Below are 17,618 nucleotides of genomic sequence, written 5' to 3'. Positions count from 1 at the left end.
AACAGCAGCAACCACATAGAGAGAACAGATCATGACATTGCAAATCGGCGTAATCGGCACCGGTGCCATCGGCCAGGACCACATCCGCAGAATCACCCAGGCGCTGTCCGGCGCCCGCGTGGTGGCGGTCAACGACATCAACCCGCAACAGGCGCGAGACACCGTGGCGCGCTACCAGCTGGACGCCATCGTGCATACCGATGCCCACGCGCTGGTAGCCGACCCGGCGGTACAGGCGCTGCTGGTCACCTCCTGGGGCCCGACGCACGAAGAATTCGTACTGGCCGCCATTGCCAAGGGCAAGCCGGTGTTCTGCGAGAAGCCGCTGGCGGTGACCGCCGAAGGCTGCCGCCGCATCGTCGACGCCGAAATCGCCCACGGCAAGCGCCTGGTACAGGTCGGCTTCATGCGTCCGTACGACGCCGGCTACCGCGCGCTGAAAGACGTGATTACCAGCGGCAAGATCGGCGCGCCGCTGATGTTGCACTGCGCGCACCGCAACCCGAGCGTGGGCGACAGCTACACCACGCCAATGGCGATTACCGACACCCTGATCCACGAGCTGGACGTGCTGCGCTGGCTGCTGGACGACGACTACGTGTCCGCGCAGGTGGTGTTCCCGCGCAAGAGCAGCCACGCCAGCTCGCACCTGGCCGACCCGCAGATCGTGCTGCTGGAAACCACCCGCGGCGTGCGCATCGACGTGGAAATCTTCGTCAACTGCCAGTACGGCTACGACATCCAGTGCTCGGTGGTGGGTGAAAGCGGCATTGCCAACCTGCCGGAGCCGGCCAGCGTGCTGCTGCGCAGCGACGCGCGGCTGGGCACCACCATCCTCACCGACTGGAAACAGCGCTTCATCGACGCCTACGACGTGGAGCTGCAAGCCTTCATCAACGGCATCCGTGACGGCCAGCTCACCGGCCCGTCGGCCTGGGACGGCTACGCCGCCGCCGTGGCCGCCGACGCCTGCGTCAAGGCACAGGAAACGCGCCAGGTCGAAGCCATCAGCATGGGTGCGCGCCCGGCGTTCTATCCGCGCTAAGCATCAGTTCACGATCTGCGGTGTTGTACTACTTGCTGCGCCTGGGGCGATACAGCGTTGAAAGTGTCTTCGAAATGCGCATTGACTTCATGTCAATGCCGCTTCCTCAGCCGCTTTCGCCTTGTCTCGCCTTAGCTCGCAAGATCGTGAGCCAGCCAAGGTAATAACAGCCGCCGGCTGCCGCACGATCACTGTCAGGGTGACGGCAGCCGGTGCGCTGTTGCAGGCATGGCACAAGCAGTGACGCCAAAAATTTTTCTAGTTAAATAGTATTTGAGAAATTAATTTCTAATCTTATACTGCGTTGGCAACAGGTCGCCCGCCACGGGCGCCACCAGATCGCCAGCGCTGCCGGTGTTTCCGACAGGCAGGCGACCAACCTACAACACGGAGAACACCATGATCGACGTAGCCCTGTTCGGCGCTGGCCGTATCGGCAAGATTCACGCGGCCAACCTGTTTGCGCACCAAGGCGTGCGCCTGAAATACGTGGTGGACACCCACGCACCGTCCGCCGCCGCGCTGGCCGAACAATACGGCGCCAGCGTCACCGACACCGACACCGCGCTGAACGACAGCAGCGTCGGCGCCGTCATCATCGCCAGCAGCACCGACACCCACGCCGAACTGATCCTGCGCGCCGCCGCCGCCGGCAAGGCCATCTTCTGCGAGAAGCCGGTCGATCTGGATCTGGCCCGCGCCCGCGACTGCGCCGCCGCAGTGGCTGCGGCCAACGTGCCGTGCCTGATCGGCTTCCAGCGCCGCTACGACCCGACCTTTGCCGCCGTCAAAGCACGCATCGACGCCGGCGAAATCGGCAGCCCGGAAATGCTGATCGTCACCAGCCGCGACCCGGGCGCCCCGCCGGTGGACTACATCAAGCGCTCCGGCGGTATCTTCAAGGACATGCTGATCCACGACTTCGACATCTGCCGCTGGATCCTGGCCGACGAAGTAGTGAGCGTGCACGCCAGCGCCAGCGTGCTGACCGACCCGGCCATTGCCGATGCCGGCGATGCCGACTGCACCGCGGTCACCCTGCGCACCAGGAGCGGTCGCCTGTGCCAGATCAACACCACCCGCCGCGCCGCCTACGGCTACGACCAGCGCTTCGAGGTGCAGGGCAGCCTTGGCATGTTGCAGGCCGGCAACCACCGCCCGACCGAAGTCACCGCCTTTGGCAGCAAGCAGGTGGCCACCGACCTGCCGGAACACTTCTTCCTGGAACGCTACCAGGCCGCCTACGCCGGCGAGATGGCGCACTTCTTCCACGTCATTACCCAGGGCGAGATGCCGCGCACCACGGTAGAGGACGGCGTGAAGGCGCTGGAGCTGGCCGACGCCGCCACCCGCTCGTGGCAGGAAGGCCGCGTCATCACCCTGTAAATCATTGCCAAACCTGCTTGCAACCTCAGCCAAGCCCGGAGCTGTCGCGTGACAGCGGCCTGCATCGCCGCTCATGGACGATAGGAACGGCAGCATCGCGCTTGGCGCAAGCAGGGTTGGCGCCCCATGCATAAGGACAGACCCGTGACTACAGTACGTATCGCCATCGTCGGCCTCGGCCGTCTTGGCCGCCGCCATGCGGCCAACCTGCAACAAACCCACGGCGCGCAGCTCGTTGCCGCCTGCAGCCCGGTAGCGGAAGAGCGCGACTGGGCCGCTACCGCCCTGCCCGGCGTGGCGCTGTATGCCGACTACGCCGAGGTGCTGGCCAATGCGGACGTCGACGCCGTGTTCCTGGTCACCCCCACCTCGCTGCACGCCGAGCAGATCATTGCCGCGCTCAGGGCCGGCAAGCACGTGTTCTGCGAAAAGCCGCTGGCGCTGAACGTGGAAGACTGCCTAGCGGTGGAGGAAGAAGCTGCGCGCCACCCGCAGCTGAAGGTGATGATCGGCTTCGTGCGCCGCTTCGATGCCAGCTACCGCGACGCCGCCGACAAGCTGGCTGCCGGCAGCGTCGGTCGCCCCTACCTGCTGCGCTCGCAAACCTGCGACCGCAACGACGAATCCGGCTTCTTCGTACGTTTCTCCGCCAGCAGCGGCGGCATCTTCATGGATTGCAGCATCCACGACATCGACCTGGCGCGCTGGCTGCTGGGCAACCCCAAGCCGAAGCGGGTATGGGCCACCGGCACCAATGCACTGCACCCGGCGCTGGCCGAGCACCAGGACGTGGACAACGGCGTGGCGATGTGCGAGTTCGAGGGCGGCCAGCTGGCCTGCTTCTACGCCTCGCGCACCCAGGCGCACGGCCACGAGACGCTGACCGAGATCTTCGCCAGCGAAGGCCGCCTGACGGTGGGCGCCAACCCGCGCGCCAACCGGGTGGAGATCAGCGACGCCCACGGCGTGCGCAACGAGTGCGTGCAGGACTTCTACCAGCGCTTTGCCGACGCCTTCGTTACCGAGGCGCAGGTTTTCGTGGACACCATCCGCGACAATCGCCCGTCGCCGGTGACGCTGGCCGACGCACGCGAAGCCACCCGCATCGGTCTGGCCATCACCCAGGCATTCCGCAGCGGCGAGGCTGTAAATCTGTAACGGTTGTTGCACAAACTGGGGCTTGCGTACGTCTGGTCGAATGACGGCGCAAGCAAGTCCCTCCCCTCTCAAGTATCAGATCAGTGGTGTGGTCGGCTAAGCGTGGGCGGGATTGCCAGATGCTCCGGCCAACGCCAGCCTGGACAGCTCGGCAAAGTAACGAGCGCCGGTGATCAGGATGTCATCATTGAAGTCGTAGCCCGCGTTGTGCAGCGGCGTCGCGCCCTCTTCACCAACCGCGCCATTGCCGATGAAGATGAAATTGCCCGGCACCTGCTGCAAGAAGGCACCGAAGTCTTCGGAGATCATCATCGGCGCCACGTTGTCGTCCACCTGCCGGCTGACCGTTTTCGCTGCCGCTACCGCCAGCGCGACGTACTCGGGCGAGTTCACGGTCGGAGCGAATTCGTGGGTGTAGCTGAATTCGCAGAGGGCGCCGTGGGCGCGGCAGATGCCTTCGGCCAGCTCCCGCATGCGGCTGGCGAGCAGCGCCTGGATTTCCGGGCTGTAGCTGCGCGTGTCGCCCTTGATGACGACCTCGGACGGAATCACATTGCGCAGGCCGTCGGTGACGAACTCGGTGCAGGACACCACTGCCGGCTGGCTGGGGTCGACGTTGCGCGACACCACCGTCTGCAGCGCCAGCACGATCTCGGCGCCGATCACCAGCGGGTCGATGCCCATGTGCGGCCGCGCGGCGTGGGTGCCGCGGCCGTGGATGCGGATAACGAAATTGTCCTCGCTGGCCATGATGCCACTCGCACGGGTGGCGAAGCTGCCGGCCGGCATACCCGGCATATTGTGGGCGCCGAAGATGGCATCCACCGGAAAGCGCTCAAACAGCCCGTCGGCCATCATCGCCTTGGCGCCGCGGCCGTGTTCCTCCGCCGGCTGGAAGATGAAGCGCACGGTGCCGTTGAAGTCGCGCCGCTCGCTCAGCAGCCGCGCCGCGCCCAGCACCATGGCCATGTGACCGTCGTGACCGCAGGCGTGCATCTTGCCAGCGCTGCAGGAGGCATGCGCGCGTTCGGGCACGTTCTCCTGGATGTGCAACGCATCCATGTCGGCGCGCAGGCCGATGACGGCCCCGCCATCACCAACCCTGAGGTTGGCGACGATGCCGGTGCCGCCGATGCCGGTGTGCACCTCCAGCCCCATCCCGCGCAGCTGCTGGGCAACAAAGGCGGCGGTGTTCACCTCCTCGAAGCCGGTTTCCGGGTGCCGGTGCAGATGGTGGCGCCAAGCTACCAGCTGTTGTGACAGTGCTTGTTCGGACATCCTGTTTCCCCCGTTAAGCTGCTTACTGAGCATGATCGACCATCCAGCGTGCCTGGCGTTTGGCCACGCTGCTGGCCGACTCCCCAACCAGCGCCTCGTACACGTTGGGTGCAGTGGCGCCTTCGGTGTTGACCACCAGCACCCGCGACTGCCCGTTCAGCCTGACCGCCGCACGTCGAGCCGGGTCCGCAGCCAGCACCTGCAGCCCGGCCAGACCGGCGGCGCCGGATTCGCCGGCGACAACGGGCACGTCGCGCGGCGAGCCTGCGGCCAACGTTTGCATGGCGCGCACCGCGTCTTCGTCCTGGATGGTGAGAAAATCATCGATCGCCTGTTCCAGCACCTGCCACGCCAGCGGCGAGGTCTCGCCGCAGGCAAGTCCGGCCATCACCGAATCCACCGAGCCGGTGGCGCGGGAGGCGCGGCCCTGCAGTGCGCTCTGGTACAGGCAATCGGCCTGCTCCGGCTCCACCACGATGAAGCGCGGGCGCTGATCGCCGTAGTGCTGCCACAGATAGCTGGCCAGCCCCGCCGCCATGCCGCCGACCCCGCCCTGCAGCAGCACGTGGGTGAACGGCTCGGCCTGCTGCGCGTCCAGCTGCTCTGTGATCTCGGCGGCGATGGTGCCATAACCCTGCATCACGTCGCGCGGGATGGCCTCGTAGCCGTCGTAGGAGGTATCGGACACCACGTGCCAGCCGTGCGCTGCGGCCAACCTTGCCGCCTCGGTCACCGATTCGTCGTAGTTGCCGCTGATGCGCACAATGCGCGCACCGTAGGCGGCAATGGCGGACTCGCGCTCCGCGCTGACGTGGGCATGTAGCACGATCACGCACTGGCAGCCCACGGTCTGGGCAGCGGCAGCCAGCGCGCGGCCGTGGTTGCCGTCGGTGGCGCTGATCACGGTTATGCCGCTGACCTGGCCGCGATTATTACTACTTAACAGCTGTGCCGGGTCCAGTACCGGATTCAGCCGTGCCAGCAGGCGGATCAGCGCGGCCGGCGCACCCAGCGCCTTGAAGCTGCCAAGCTCCGAGCGGAAGGATTCGTCCTTGACCGCCAGTTGCGCGATGCTCAGCCTGGCAGCAAGCTCCGGCAGACGCCACAGCGGCGTGGCCTCGCGGCTCAGGCGCTGCCACGGCACCAGCCAGCGGCGGCTTTCATCGGCAGCGCGGATATTGAGGATGGTTTGCAGCGAGTCGGGGTAGGCACCGTGGTTGGCCTTGGGGTTGTGGGTCAGCATATGCAGGGTCTCCGGGGCAATGATCGGAATGAATGGGTCAGGCAAGCAGGCACTTGAGCACGACATCGAGCAGCACCTGCGCGCCCTGCAGCAGCTGGGCGTCGTCGGTGTGTTCGCGCGGGTTGTGGCTGATGCCGCCGTGACTGGGGACAAAAATCATCGCGGCGGGCGCGATGCGGGCAATCATCTGCGCGTCGTGGCCGGCGCCGGAGGTCATGCGCCGGCAGCTCAGGCCACGGGCGGCGGCAGCATGCTCGACCTCGGCCACCAGGTGTTCGGCAAACAGCACCGGTTCAAAGCGGGCCAGCCGCTCACTGTGGATGCGGACCTGCTCCTGCTGCTCCAGCTGGGCGAGGTAGTCGCGCAGCGCCTGCTCGGCCGCCTGCAGCCGGCTTTCGTCCGGGTCGCGCAGATCGACACTCAGCACCGCCTTGCGCGGAATCACGTTGATCAGGTCCGGCTCGAAGTGCAGCGAGCCGACGGTGGCCAGCGTGGTACCGGACTGTGCGGCCAGCTGGCGCACGAAGGTGACGATGGCAGCGGCGGCCCAGCCGGCATCGTGGCGCAGATGCATCGGCGTGGTACCGGCATGGTTGGCCTTGCCCTGGATGGTCAGCTGCTGCCAGGAGATGCCCTGCAGGTTGGCCACCGCGGCGATCTGCACGCCTTCGGCCTCCAGCACCGGCCCCTGCTCGATATGCAGCTCCAGGTATTCGTGCGGCACGATGCTGCCTGCGGCCAGCTCGCCGGCGTAGCCGATGCGCAGCAACTCGTCGCCCAGGCGCGTGCCGTCGGTGCCGATGCTGTCCAGCGCCGCCTGCAGCGGCAGGCGGCCGGCGTGGACCAGCGAACCCATCATGTCCGGCTGGTAGCGCACGCCCTCCTCGTTGCTGAAGGCGGCCACGGTAATCGGACGGGACGGCAGCACACCCGCCTGGCGGAAGGCGCGCACCACGGCCAGACCGGCCAGCACGCCGTAGCAGCCGTCCAGCGCACCGGCGTTTTTTACCGTATCGATGTGCGAGCCCAGCATCAACGGGCGGGCATCCGCGCCAACGTTGGCCGCAGGCAGGGTGCCAAAGATATTGCCGATCTGGTCGATCTGGACGATGAGTTCCAGCTCGTGCATCCAGTGCACCAGCTGGTCGCGGCCGGCTTTTTCGGCATCGGTCAGCGCGATGCGGGTGCGGCCGCCCGATTCAGGCTCGGCACCAATCTCGCCTAGCGCCCGGATCTGGCGCAGCAGAGTGTCGCCATCGAGGGGCAGTGTGTCCATCCGTGGGGTTAGCGGCATGTTTCGTCTCCAGAGGGCCAGCATAAGGGCTGGCCAGTAGCGAAATAATATTGCTGAACTACCGTGAATTTTTCTTGATAATTGAGGATGGATCGCAAAAATATTGCGTTTATGGACAAGCAGCTGCAAACGGGAACAAAGCAATGAACAACCAGCTGGATAGCTACGATCTGAGACTACTGGCGGTGATCCAGCAAGACGCGCGCACGCCGCAGAACGAGCTGGGCGAAGCAGTGAACCTTTCCACCGCCGCGGTGAACCGTCGCCTCAAGCGGCTGGGCGAGGAGGGCGTGATTGAGCGCTACACCGCGGTGATCGCACCGGATGCCGTGGGCTACGGGCTGACCATCATCGCCACGGTGGAAGTGGAAAGCGAGCAGATCGACCAGCTGGACGCGACCCGCCGCACCTTCACCGCCTGCCCGCACGTGCAACAGTGCTACTACACCGCCGGCGAGTGGGACTTCGTGCTGGTTTTCGTGGTGCAGCACATGGAGCAGTACAACGAGCTGACCCGCAAACTGTTTTTCGGCAACGCCAACGTGAAGCGCTTCAAGACCCTGGTGGCGATGAGCCGTGACAAGGTCGGTCTGACGCTGCCGCTAGGGGAAGGTTGAGCGCAGATTGTTATTCAAGCGGGTATAGCTACCTATCGTTTCAACCACAGTTTTGACAGCAGCAGCCCCCCCACGACTGAACTGTTGCCGGTCATCTGTTCATAAAGACCTAGGTTCTAAAAGTTGATAGTTATCCTACTGAATATTGCTGTTGCCAATGCCACTAAAATATCATAGGATCATCTAATAACCGAGCTGTCGGTATAACAGCCTTTCAAACGCATCACCCAATATGCAGTCTGACACCGAGCCACTAATCTGGCACTCAGGTGGTTTACTGCCCATCTCCTGCCTCCTCAGCAAGATGGTTCTCACGTAGTTCATGACCCGTAGCGTACCCTTGGTGCGCCATCTGCTTGCGCCTAAGACATGGGTTCTGCCCATCGATTTTGCCGCTTTCACTTTGACTCAGCATTTACCGTCAACGTAGTCATCTCGCTATTTTACGAAAATGTCAAAAGCATTTTTCCATTCCATATTGCGATGATGTCTACGCATTATTCGTCAACGTTCGTTGACGCCATTTTATTTTCGAGAAAAACCATGATCAAACTACGTTTAGCAGGAACTCAATTCAATGCCATCAAATACTCAACAAACAGCACACACATTTGAAACTATCAATATTCCACAGCATGCGCTGATTCGCGTGATCTGGGAGGCTTTCAAGCAGATCTCTTTCTCGGTGCCCACTAGCACCCGGATTACACCGGCCCAGTTTTCCCAGTCTGGTTTTCCAACACTGCAAATTTGGCGCCCAATGCCTCAAAGCCCTTGGGAGTTACTTGCTGGTTTTCGCACTTATAACCTTGCCAAGACGGCCAGTCTTAAGGAAATGGTCGTCATTGAACGCACTGGGCTTAGCGAAGCAGAAGCCTTCGACATTGCAATGAACGACATTCTGCTGCCGCTATTAATTTGGAGCCATGGCAATAAAAGTAGTAGCACCCAAGTACTCTATTTTTGCAAAACCGTCCGCCAAAACATGTCCGAACCTTATCGGAAACAATTGCCGCGACAAGCTGAACTCCGACAATGCTTAAATCTCGGCGAGTATGTCAGTCGAAAACAACCTGCCACACCGAGTAAACTAGCCCAGTTGAGACTGGCACTCTCCTCTGCTGTAGCAAACGTGAATAATGAAGAGTCGGTGCACCATGGCAAAAACTGACTCCCGTTTCAGAGAGGACAGTCTCGGCGCATTGTGCCAACTCGTTCACATCGAACCCGATGCCCTCCGTCCACTACTGGACTGGATTAATGCACCGCCCAACCTGCAACAGTTTCGTGCCGTCATCGGCAATCTGCTGCAGCTGTTCGAGTTTGCTCAGTCCTCGCCCCTGCTCCCGGAACTCAATCTGGAAGAAGTACGTGTTACCGAGTGGAAAACTACTCTGCAAACGCTACATGACACACTACCTGCGGATTTTCCACGCGAACTGCGGCACCTGAATGCACGGGAGGATGTCCGTCCAAACGGCCTCATCGGCAGCTACTCGGAATATGCCTCTCTCGTCGCGAGCAATCCTCGCTACCCGGCGGAACAGGAGGTAGCCATTCGGTGCCTACATTTCATTGCACTGGGTTGTGCCGCAGGCTACCGTCAGCAAATTGCCTCTGGAGAAGTCAAGCAATCCACGGATTGTATTTATTCGGGCATGCTCAAAATTCGCGCCTTGGAAAAGCCGAACAAACGCCCGGCCTTTCCGATTCCCGATCTGACAGCCGCGACCTCTCTGGATGAATGCCAAGCACAGATTGAGGCGCTGGCCAATGCCGCCAGTGATGACGATAGCCACACATGGTGTCAAATGATACGCGGCCTTATTCGCGCCTACCGGGAAGGCCGAGAAGGCAACCGAGGAGGTTATCGCCTGAAGGTGGACAGGGTTGTTGAACCAGAGACATTGTCGGAGCAGGACGATCCCGACTGGATCACAGAAACAGGGTACTCTCGCCCTCCCCCACTCATTACCGTCACTACCTTTGTCAGTCGCCCAGACAAGGCCAGCAGCCGAGAGCTGACCAATCTGGGGCTCTCACCAGAGGAATGGGCAACTCAAACAGCAATCGCGTTTGATGAACCTGGGACGCCGATTCATGCAACGCAAAATGCTCAACTCAGTCGACTCAGGAACCGAGGGCGCCTGAACGCGATCATCCAGTCGGCTCAGACTCTGCCCGATAGCTGGGGCACCCCCACTGCCTATGAAATAGAGCAGCTGGTACGCCAGCTAAGCCGCGATCTACAACCGGCACTCAAAATAATCCCGCCTGCTGACATCCCTGCACTGCAAGCTCTCCTTCTGCTTCGACTCTGGACCGGTCGCCCGCTTGACGATTTGCTGGCCCTGCGACTCGTTCCGGATCTGGAGCGCTATACAGTACATAATCAGCAACAGCTGACATTCATTGAAGACGCCGCCGTGTTGGCGCTCCCCATCAGCTCACCCACACGACAACGTGGCATCAACCCGATTGATCAGGCTCTACTGCAAAGTCCGGAGCTGGGTGGTCGCCCAGCCTCATCTGAAAGCAGTATTTTTGTCCGTCTTCCCAAAACAGCTACGGCCATTCTGAAAAAATTCTTTGATGGCTGGCACCAAACCAAAAGGCGAAAAGCAAGCAGCCAACCATTTCAGCATCGCAACACCAACTTTGCCGAAGGCATCAAATCCTACCTCGCCAATATCAACGATCAATCAGCAACGCGCTGGACCGAAGCGCGCCAGTCACAGATCATGCGGCAGGCCATTCTGCAGAGCAGCGGTGACTAGGTATTTGTCTACCTACTCACCAGACAGGAACCTGGGCATGCCGTTGTCGCGGCACATTATCAATGTACCGACGTAGGTTACCTGACGGCGGTTTTCCAGCGCGCGCATGAGTGGATCATGTCGACCGTTCGCGATGGTACTGCACCACACCATCCGCCTATTGAGGCCCTACCCCATGTAGCCGGCATCGGCAGTCAGTTAGCGGTTTCAGATACATTTGTACGCGAGCTTTCCAGCCATCTCAAACAAGCCATTCGATTCCAGCAGCGGCAATCTCCGTCTAACAGCACTTGGGTTGGCATCCACAACGCACTGGTCGCATATATCGCCCATTGGCTGGGTTTCTGCTCGGGTTATCGAGCTGTACGTGACCCACTGCATGATCCACGGGAACTGGATCAGCAAACAGGTTTACTGGTTATTAGTGACAAGGATGACGACAGCTATCGGCATTCGCGGGCGGTCTGCTTGCCACTCAGCTTCGTCGACCAGATCCATGAGTATGTGGAGCATCTGCTGAGCCTGGCCAATAAGCTGACAAGCAAACCTGAGCTGAAAATCCACATCCGCCAGCTCTGTCAGCTCTATCGTGATCCAGATACCAGCAGTGGAGGGACCACCCAAGGCATACCATTTCTTTTTTTCCTGAGCCCACAACTGCGGGTTCGCAGCGTCTCCCCTAGCACACTCGGTGAGTTCAATCCAACCGATTTGCCTGCCAATATTGACCGGCATTATTTACGGAGCAAGCTGAGCGAGCTCGGTGCACCACCGGAGTACATCGACTATTACATGGGACACTGGGAGCGTGGCGAGGAGCCATATCAAAAATATTCGATGATCAGTCCGTTACAAATTGGCAGGATCCTCCAGCCTTACCTGGCACAGATCAACAAGTCCTGTGGCTGGCGGGTACAGATTGGCTTGCGCGGTAGCTAAATCCCCTTCTGGAGATTACTGGATGAATGACGCCACAATTTGGACAGGCTGGTCTCTCAGCTATGTCGACAACAGCCCGGGAAACCACGGGCATCAAAAACGGCATGCGAATCGCGCGAAACAGCGTAAAAACGCGGAACTGGCACTGCTAACACAACTGGATAAGCTCCAGCCGGGTTCAGGCACAGGGCAACCTTCACTACAATTCAGTCAGGAACTGCTGGCTGAACTTGAACAATGGCAATGGACAGATCCGCAGCAGATTTCCCACATCAAGCACCTGCGTACGTTTCTTCGCCGGGGACTGGTCAATGGTCAGCAAGCGTTGCACTGGCAAATTGTGCTGCCGCCTCCAGTCCTTACCTTGCCAGCCATTAGCAACCCGCTGACACCCCAAGCCTGTTCGTCACTCCCCTCGTTTCGCAAGCAGATTCAGCTTTTCGTGGCGACATTGTATCCGACCTGGTCAGGCTCACAGCGGGAGCAAGTCGCCATAAAACTACGCTGGGGTCAGTTCTTGTTTAGCAGCGTGGCACTAGGCGGCCTGCTGGATGCGGCAACCTGGTTGCAGCTTCCGTTCTGCCAGGACAAAGTTCAACGCTGGCAAGACCAAGTATGGATTGAGCTTTTTACAGCAGAACTTCCCGAATATGTTCAAGCCAAACGTGCACCGCGGCACTGGTTCCCAGACCCGGTAAGTCTGATCTTGTTCAAGCACCTGCCTCCGGCACCGCTTGACCGCTGCCATGACAGAGACTCTACTCGCCGATGGGTATACGGCTGTCTGCAGGACTTTCTGACCTATCTCAGCGACAGCCATCAGGGGCAAGCCAACGCCCATAGCCTGCCCCGGCGTCAACTGCATCAAAACATCGAGCAGTGGCTTTGTGATGCCACCACGTACTGGCAGCTGGTCTTGCCCCCCTTCCTTATCGAACATAGCCGCGGCCAAAGTGGTGTAACCGCTTGGACCACATCATGTTGGCATCGTATTCTGGAGAAAAAGTGTCCTCCCCAGACGAAGACTCACGAGGTACCGTTTGTTCCGGCATCAGTTCAAGCCCCGATAAAAGTGACTCAGGTTGCAACGGGTGAGCAGATACAACAACTCTATAATGCGATCAAAAAGGCCCTGCACCACTCATCCAAGCAGCCTGATCCCACTCACAAAACAGTGCATCATCGCCTACGATCCCTCAAGGAGGGTGCACTAGAAATCAGCATCGTAATAGGTGGGCTACTGGACTGGATTCTGTCCCGCTACAGCAAAAAGGAAATCCGCCGCAGCACTGCCTACCAAGAATTGACGAGCCTGGGCCAGAGCCTGCTCGCCGAGCTGGATGAAACCATGCTCGCCGACATGGAGGCGGCTGACTTTGAAACTGTTTACGAGGCCATCCTGGACCATGTAACCAAACCCCAAACACGCTCGCAGAAGGCACACCAGTTACGCCGCTACCATCTGCACATGATGCAGCTTGCCGGTTGGCCCAGCTTGCATATTTCCATAGACGGGTTGAACGGCGCACAGCAAGCAGATGCCAATATTCTGACGGAAGAGGAGTATCAATGCCTGTACTCGGCACTACAGCAAGCCAAAGGCGATCTGTACTGCCATATACAGCTGATATTGCTGATCTTGGGATTTCGCTGCGGCCTACGTATCAGCGAAGCCAGGGGCTTACGGCTGGAAGATATTCATTATCGCGGAACATTAGGAGTGATAGATGCACCTGCCAGCAAACTTGGACGACTGAATGCGACATTGCTGGTCAGGCGTAGCCCCTTCAGCCGGCTAAAAACCGACAATGCCAAGCGGCAACTGCCGCTCAGCCAGCTATTGGCTAACCACGAGTTGGCGGAGCTACTGAGTTACCATCAACAGCAACGTCACCGTACTGGTGCTCAACGTGGGCGTTATTTGTTTGCCAGCGAAGCTTCAAATAGCCGCCCCATTGATTTGGAGCTCGTTCAACCGGCACTGCATCACCTCATGCGACAAGTCACAGGCGATCATGAAATGCGCTATCACCATCTGCGCCATTCGTTTGCCACCCATCTGGTCCAGCTTTTTACAGGGCACCATCACCACTCACGCTACCCAGCCACTGGGCTACTCCCATCAGCGATGACTGCCCCGTGCCGCGACTCGTTGCCCATGTTTCACCCAAGAGTGAGCTCAGTCGAAAGGGACTATTCGCAATCGCAGAATGGATTGGCCATGCCAACCCCGGTACCACACTCTGCCACTATGTTCACAACCTAGACCACCTTCTGAAAGATAATTTGTGGGCACACAGTTTTGAGCATCGGCGGAACGGTATCGGCCTGGCCAGACAGTTTGTAGAGCACATCCAGCCTGCACGTCATGTCGCGAATTTTCTTGGTATCAGCGATGAGAATCTACGCCAACGTAACAGCCGCCATGGACACTTAATGGGCTGGGTTCCAGCCTTACTTGGCCTGTCGGATCAATCTCGTGAACCGGAGCGGAAGCTGTGGCTTGTGCCTCAAAAGATTGATCTTCAGATAAATGCCCAGACTACCGAGCCACGCACTCTCGCCCAATTCGGTTTCGATGAATGGTGCAGCTTCCTGGGGCTTTGGCGCCAAGGCATCGCCATATCAACACTAGAGCAGATTTACTATCTCGCACCTGACAGCCTGCCACCCCAGCTGATCAAGCTACAAAAGCTATTTGGAAGAAAGGGTGCCAGAGGGGGTAAAACATTGGTACGAAAGCAGTTTAACCAATCAGGGCACGTGGTATTGATTCCAGTTGTGCCACGCGGCCATCAAGAACGTGAATCGGCACGACAATATTATTTATCTATTCAAAAACTGCTAGCGAAAGAAAAAAATAGCGACTACGTCGCCGGTCTACGTTACTTTGCCACCCACTATCGCACCTGGAATAACAAGATTCTTTGGCAAGGGCTAGAAGAAGAACGAGAGCGGCAATCAGGCTTATGGATGCTTATTGAAAAACTGGCTCCTCACATAGACCTTTCACCCCAAAAGAATATCACGCGCTTTACACGTAGCTTCGGCCATATATCACTGATAAGTCCACAAACTGGAAGGTCTAGTCACGGCCTTTATTTTGCCCTGCTGCTCGCCTGTATCACTCAAGCGGTCAGGTCCTGACCGACTGCAGATACAGGTGAACCTGACCAGCCGTGCCGATGGGGGCTGAACCATAGTCAGGCGCCTCTGGTCTTGCCCCCAGATTTACGTTAATTGCTCTCGTCACACTCCGGCCAAGCGGCAATGATCCTTTCGGCAAGCTGCTTGAGTTTTTCCATATCTTCCTGCTGTGTAGCATGCGGGGCAAGAAACACCCCACTGTGCCTTGGAATCACATGGATGTGGTAGTGCGGTACGGTCTGCCCCGCCGCGCTACCGTTAGCCTGCGCCAAAATGATGCCAGGAGGCTTCAACGCGGTCTTAACGGCGATGGCCGCCTTGCGCGCAGTCAGCATGCAGGCTGCGGCAGCACCTTCTGATAGCTCGAAAATCTGCGAAGCGGACTCTTTGGGAATAATGAGGAGATGGCCATCTGCTTGGGGCATGATATCCATGAACACCAGCGTCATCTGGTTTTCGAAAACCTTGATGCACGGGGCTGCGCCACGCAAAATTTTGGCAAATACATTATTGGGATCGTATGACATCACATTCTCTGTTCAATGAACCAGATTTCATTCTGGTGCAGATAAGGTATCAACCAGTAAATTGATATTTCAAGGCGTACTCTATTGTTGCAATGATCGCCAGCCTCTATTGGTCGCGTAGTTCAAACATCGTAACTCGGCTGACTTCCGGTTCTCGGCCTTTGCGGTCATTGCTTCTGTTGGCTGAATCAGTCAGCAATGCACCGGTAAGCTGCCCTTCATCGGCAAATCCCCCTGAACGGCAGCTTTTCTGTCGGGCGAACTCACACTCCCGACCCTTCTCTGTCGTTCCGCTTAGGCCGCAGTAGCGGCCGCTATCGTGTGTAAGGCGACCTCTGCCTGCCCGCGCGGACGGCTTTGCGCTCATGCAATGGCCTCGCCCATCAGTCGTCCACGCATCATCCATAGGTTGCTCAGAGCGAACAGCGTATGCAACTTCTGCGTGTTCTTCATCTGCCGCGATGGCATCTTTAGATGCCATCGTGCGCGGCGATGAACATGGCGACGGCCGACCGGCAATAGGATTCGATTTCGTTGTCGTCCTCTGCTCTCGCCTCATCGAAGCGTGCGATAAGTAGAAGATCGGATCCTTTGAAAAGCGCGGTAAATAAGCGGGCGGACCGGGGAACATCGGGCACGTGAAGAATTGCCTTCGCGTGTAACTGACGCAACATGACCTCGATTTGGGCGATGACATGGGCGGGCCCGGCTTCGTAATGGAGCTTGCTTAACGCCTTTTGATTAGTCTTGTCGGCCAAGACCATGGCTTCGACACTGCGGACGTCCGGGCTCAACAGCGTGCGAAGCAGGGATGACCCCATCGCCATGAGTTGATCTTCGGCCGAACCGTCGACACCTTCAAGAAGGGCCTGCGATGCAAACGGATGGCAGTGGGCCACCATCGCCGCGCTGAACAGCGCCTCCTTGTTCTCGAAGTGCCGATAGATGCTCAACTTGGATATCTTCGCTCGCTGGGCGACCTTGTCCATGGTCGTCGCTTGAAAACCCAATTCCATAAAGAGTTCGCAGGCGGTGTCAACTATTGTTTGACGAAGCGTCTCATTGACGGGCCGACCGCGTCGGCTCTGGCTTTTTTGGGTCATGACAATTACGGTACTTGACAGTATTCAAATTAACAATTTACGATACTATACAGTATCTAAAACGTGCACTCCAGTCACAACTTACCTCTGCCATCCTCTACTCGGAGCCCATTACCATGGATGACGTCATCATCATCGGCGGCAGCTTTGCCGGCCTGGCCGCCGCCCTGCAGCTTGGCCGTGCCCGCCGCAAGGTCACGGTCCTCGACACTTGCCGGCCACGCAACCGCTTCGGTCACCACTCGCATGGCGTGCTCGGCCACGATCACAAGCCGCCGTTGGACATCTTGGCCGAGGCGCGGCAGCAGTTGGCGCGTTATCCCACGATCAGGCTGGTCAATGCCCGGGCTGAGAGCGTGTCTGGCGCCATCGACGATTTCTGCGTCGTCACTGACGATAACGAAAGCCTAAAGACACGTCGCCTGATCCTGAGCTATGGTGTCGTTGATCAGTTGCCTGACGTCCCCGGCTTTGTCGAAAGCTGGGGCACGTCCATCGTGCCCTGCCCATATTGCGACGGTTTTGAAGTGGCCGACCAGCATTGGGGCGTCGTTTGGTCCGGCCCGCATTCGCACCAGTCAGTCAGGCTGTTCTGCGATTGGACCAACAAGCTGACTGTCTTCGCCGATGGCCATGACATCACGGCCGATATCCAGGCCGATCTGGCGCACCGCAACATACCGGTCATCGATGGCAGGATCACTGAGATCGCCCATCACGAGGGCCATATCTCCACCGTCAATCTGGATACCCACCGCAATATCTCAGTCGACATCCTGTTCGCACAGCCGCGCAACAAGCCGTCCGCACGCCTGCATGAGTCATTGGGCCTCGCCACGGTCGATACGCCCACCGGCACCGTCCTCAAGGTCGACGAGCGCCGTCAAACCAGCGTGCCCGGCATCTATGCTGCTGGCGACCTCGCCACGCCCTTCTTGCCTTCAGTTACCCAGTCTTCGTGGCAGGGTGCGATGGCGGGTATCTTCGCCCAGCAGTCGATGTTGGTTTGAGAGCACAGACTCCCTTCTCCCGTGGCGTCGTCGCCTTCGAAAAGGTTGGCATAGATTGGCGCGGTGAAGGATGGATCGTCGAGTTAAGGAGATG

General features: G+C 59.2%; 15 protein-coding genes and 1 pseudogene. 10 read left to right on the top strand and 6 right to left on the bottom strand.

Features of this window, described 5'->3' with window-relative positions:
- Window positions 1–31 precede the first annotated feature (31 nt).
- The 3 genes from NOM55_RS03465 to NOM55_RS03455 all read left to right on the top strand — a co-directional run bounded on the left by NOM55_RS03465 (window position 32) and on the right by NOM55_RS03455 (window position 3,589).
- Window positions 32–1,045: a Gfo/Idh/MocA family protein gene (locus NOM55_RS03465; protein WP_255907507.1), complete on the top strand. Its 1,014-nt coding sequence runs from the start codon at window positions 32–34 to the stop codon at window positions 1,043–1,045.
- A gap of 399 nt (window positions 1,046–1,444) precedes the next feature.
- Window positions 1,445–2,431: an inositol 2-dehydrogenase gene (gene iolG / locus NOM55_RS03460; protein ID WP_255907506.1), complete on the top strand. Its 987-nt coding sequence runs from the start codon at window positions 1,445–1,447 to the stop codon at window positions 2,429–2,431.
- Window positions 2,432–2,575: 144 nt separating this feature from the next.
- Window positions 2,576–3,589: a Gfo/Idh/MocA family oxidoreductase gene (locus tag NOM55_RS03455; RefSeq protein ID WP_255907505.1), complete on the top strand. Its 1,014-nt coding sequence runs from the start codon at window positions 2,576–2,578 to the stop codon at window positions 3,587–3,589.
- Window positions 3,590–3,685: 96 nt separating this feature from the next.
- On the opposite strand, the gene NOM55_RS03450 is transcribed toward NOM55_RS03455, so the two are convergent.
- From NOM55_RS03450 to NOM55_RS03440, 3 genes are read right to left on the bottom strand one after another with little or no spacing between them, the layout of a single operon-like run.
- Entirely contained in the window at window positions 3,686–4,867 is a 1,182-nt protein-coding gene (locus tag NOM55_RS03450) for a M20 aminoacylase family protein (RefSeq protein WP_255907504.1), read from the bottom strand.
- Between the two features lie 22 nt (window positions 4,868–4,889).
- Entirely contained in the window at window positions 4,890–6,110 is a 1,221-nt protein-coding gene (locus tag NOM55_RS03445; protein ID WP_255907503.1) for a diaminopropionate ammonia-lyase, read from the bottom strand.
- Between the two features lie 37 nt (window positions 6,111–6,147).
- A complete protein-coding gene (locus tag NOM55_RS03440; protein ID WP_255907501.1) occupies window positions 6,148–7,386 on the bottom strand; it encodes a Zn-dependent hydrolase in 1,239 nt (412 codons plus the stop codon).
- Between the two features lie 161 nt (window positions 7,387–7,547).
- Between NOM55_RS03440 and NOM55_RS03435 the strand changes: the two genes are divergently transcribed.
- From NOM55_RS03435 to NOM55_RS03410, 6 genes are all read left to right on the top strand, one after another.
- Window positions 7,548–8,021 carry an Lrp/AsnC family transcriptional regulator gene (locus tag NOM55_RS03435; RefSeq protein ID WP_255907500.1) on the top strand — a complete coding sequence of 158 codons (474 nt, stop codon included), beginning with the start codon at window positions 7,548–7,550 and terminating at the stop codon, window positions 8,019–8,021.
- Window positions 8,022–8,598: 577 nt separating this feature from the next.
- Window positions 8,599–9,192 carry a hypothetical protein gene (locus NOM55_RS03430; protein WP_255907499.1) on the top strand — a complete coding sequence of 198 codons (594 nt, stop codon included), beginning with the start codon at window positions 8,599–8,601 and terminating at the stop codon, window positions 9,190–9,192.
- On the top strand, window positions 9,179–10,798 hold the full coding sequence (locus NOM55_RS03425; RefSeq protein ID WP_255907498.1) for a hypothetical protein: 1,620 nt from the start codon (window positions 9,179–9,181) through the stop codon (window positions 10,796–10,798). Before NOM55_RS03430 ends, NOM55_RS03425 begins: the two co-directional genes overlap by 14 nt.
- A 117-nt stretch (window positions 10,799–10,915) precedes the next feature.
- Window positions 10,916–11,737 (top strand): hypothetical protein, encoded by an 822-nt coding sequence (locus NOM55_RS03420; RefSeq protein ID WP_255907497.1) that lies wholly within the window; start codon window positions 10,916–10,918, stop codon window positions 11,735–11,737.
- A 22-nt stretch (window positions 11,738–11,759) separates the two neighbouring features.
- A complete protein-coding gene (locus NOM55_RS03415; protein WP_255907496.1) occupies window positions 11,760–14,003 on the top strand; it encodes a tyrosine-type recombinase/integrase in 2,244 nt (747 codons plus the stop codon).
- A 20-nt stretch (window positions 14,004–14,023) separates the two neighbouring features.
- Window positions 14,024–14,884: a hypothetical protein gene (locus NOM55_RS03410; protein ID WP_255907494.1), complete on the top strand. Its 861-nt coding sequence runs from the start codon at window positions 14,024–14,026 to the stop codon at window positions 14,882–14,884.
- An 89-nt stretch (window positions 14,885–14,973) separates the two neighbouring features.
- Here NOM55_RS03410 and NOM55_RS03405 read toward each other — a convergent pair whose 3' ends face one another.
- The 3 genes and pseudogenes from NOM55_RS03405 to NOM55_RS03395 form a co-directional block, all read right to left on the bottom strand.
- Window positions 14,974–15,411, bottom strand: coding sequence for an HIT family protein (locus NOM55_RS03405; RefSeq protein ID WP_255907493.1), 438 nt, complete (start codon window positions 15,409–15,411; stop codon window positions 14,974–14,976).
- Between the two features lie 363 nt (window positions 15,412–15,774).
- A pseudogene (locus tag NOM55_RS03400) lies at window positions 15,775–15,894 on the bottom strand (IS5/IS1182 family transposase); the annotation flags it as partial.
- Window positions 15,882–16,514, bottom strand: coding sequence for a TetR/AcrR family transcriptional regulator (locus NOM55_RS03395; RefSeq protein WP_255907492.1), 633 nt, complete (start codon window positions 16,512–16,514; stop codon window positions 15,882–15,884). The pseudogene NOM55_RS03400 and the gene NOM55_RS03395, both read right to left, overlap by 13 nt.
- A gap of 116 nt (window positions 16,515–16,630) precedes the next feature.
- Here NOM55_RS03395 and NOM55_RS03390 point away from each other — a divergent pair, with 116 nt between their 5' ends.
- Window positions 16,631–17,524, top strand: a complete 894-nt coding sequence (locus tag NOM55_RS03390; RefSeq protein WP_255907491.1) for an NAD(P)/FAD-dependent oxidoreductase — start codon at window positions 16,631–16,633, stop codon at window positions 17,522–17,524.
- Window positions 17,525–17,618: the final 94 nt, after the last annotated feature.

This window comes from Vogesella sp. AC12 (genome assembly GCF_024437575.1).
In the GTDB taxonomy this organism is placed as follows: domain Bacteria; phylum Pseudomonadota; class Gammaproteobacteria; order Burkholderiales; family Chromobacteriaceae; genus Vogesella; species Vogesella indigofera.
Note: the sequence above shows the minus strand (reverse complement) of the source record. Positions and strands in the feature narration are given on the sequence as shown.

What these genes read in the sequence shown, in the direction of transcription:
- NOM55_RS03465 (WP_255907507.1), top strand. Translation starts at nt 32, where the DNA reads ATGACATTGCAAATCGGCGTAATCGGCACCGGTGCCATCGGCCAGGAC.
- iolG (WP_255907506.1), top strand. Translation starts at nt 1,445, where the DNA reads ATGATCGACGTAGCCCTGTTCGGCGCTGGCCGTATCGGCAAGATTCAC.
- NOM55_RS03450 (WP_255907504.1), bottom strand. Translation starts at nt 4,867, where the DNA reads ATGTCCGAACAAGCACTGTCACAACAGCTGGTAGCTTGGCGCCACCAT.
- NOM55_RS03445 (WP_255907503.1), bottom strand. Translation starts at nt 6,110, where the DNA reads ATGCTGACCCACAACCCCAAGGCCAACCACGGTGCCTACCCCGACTCG.
- NOM55_RS03440 (WP_255907501.1), bottom strand. Translation starts at nt 7,386, where the DNA reads ATGGACACACTGCCCCTCGATGGCGACACTCTGCTGCGCCAGATCCGG.
- NOM55_RS03435 (WP_255907500.1), top strand. Translation starts at nt 7,548, where the DNA reads ATGAACAACCAGCTGGATAGCTACGATCTGAGACTACTGGCGGTGATC.
- NOM55_RS03430 (WP_255907499.1), top strand. Translation starts at nt 8,599, where the DNA reads ATGCCATCAAATACTCAACAAACAGCACACACATTTGAAACTATCAAT.
- NOM55_RS03425 (WP_255907498.1), top strand. Translation starts at nt 9,179, where the DNA reads ATGGCAAAAACTGACTCCCGTTTCAGAGAGGACAGTCTCGGCGCATTG.
- NOM55_RS03420 (WP_255907497.1), top strand. Translation starts at nt 10,916, where the DNA reads ATGTCGACCGTTCGCGATGGTACTGCACCACACCATCCGCCTATTGAG.
- NOM55_RS03415 (WP_255907496.1), top strand. Translation starts at nt 11,760, where the DNA reads ATGAATGACGCCACAATTTGGACAGGCTGGTCTCTCAGCTATGTCGAC.
- NOM55_RS03405 (WP_255907493.1), bottom strand. Translation starts at nt 15,411, where the DNA reads ATGTCATACGATCCCAATAATGTATTTGCCAAAATTTTGCGTGGCGCA.
- NOM55_RS03395 (WP_255907492.1), bottom strand. Translation starts at nt 16,514, where the DNA reads ATGACCCAAAAAAGCCAGAGCCGACGCGGTCGGCCCGTCAATGAGACG.
- NOM55_RS03390 (WP_255907491.1), top strand. Translation starts at nt 16,631, where the DNA reads ATGGATGACGTCATCATCATCGGCGGCAGCTTTGCCGGCCTGGCCGCC.